Consider the following 694-nt stretch of genomic DNA (forward strand, 5'->3'; position numbering starts at 1 on the left):
ATCTCAGCGGCGAAAGTTATCTTATCACAACTCATTACCTCATTTCAAGTCGAAATTTCTTGGAAATTCCTGTCTCAAAATGATGATTGGTGGAGCCAAGCGGGATCGAACCGCTGACCTCCTGCTTGCAAGGCAGGCGCTCTCCCAGCTGAGCTATGGCCCCATACGATGATGAAAKWAATTGGTTGGCCCTAGTGGACTCGAACCACCGACCTCACCCTTATCAGGGGTGCGCTCTAACCAGCTGAGCTAAGGGCCAATATGTGTTTGGGATAAACTTCCCAAAATAAAAACCCACCTACAAGCTTTCGAAGCTTTCTTCGAAAGCTTGCCATGGGTCCGCTYGGCAACGTTCTACTCTCCCAGAACCCTGCGGTTCAAGTACCATCGACGCTGGAGGGCTTAACGGTCGTGTTCGAGATGGGAACGCGTGGGTCCCCTCCGCCATCATCACCAAACGAGTGCAACATGGAATTAACCATCTTGCTGAAAGAGCTTGCTCTTTCAAAACTGAACAYGAGTGAGTAAGCGATTTGTGTGYTAARCACACTTGACTGGGTCGTTCTCAGACCCGAGTCTCCATAGAAAGGAGGTGATCCAGCCGCACCTTCCGATACGGCTACCTTGTTACGACTTCACCCCAATCATCTACCCCACCTTCGGCGGCTGGCTCCCTTGCGGGTTACCCCACCGA

At 51.5% G+C, this 694-nt stretch carries 2 tRNA genes and 2 rRNA genes; all 4 read right to left on the reverse strand.

The features are described 5' to 3' along the window. Positions 1-87: 87 nt before the first annotated feature. Positions 88-163, reverse strand: a tRNA-Ala gene (locus AC1DUA_RS39785). A gap of 19 nt (positions 164-182) precedes the next feature. Then, positions 183-259: transfer RNA gene (locus tag AC1DUA_RS39790), tRNA-Ile, on the reverse strand. An 82-nt stretch (positions 260-341) separates the two neighbouring features. Next, a 5S ribosomal RNA gene (rrf, locus tag AC1DUA_RS39795) occupies positions 342-458 on the reverse strand. Positions 459-585: 127 nt separating this feature from the next. Then, positions 586-694 (reverse strand): 16S ribosomal RNA (locus AC1DUA_RS39800); the annotation flags it as partial.

This window comes from Paenibacillus sp. 01T422, from assembly GCF_056398785.1.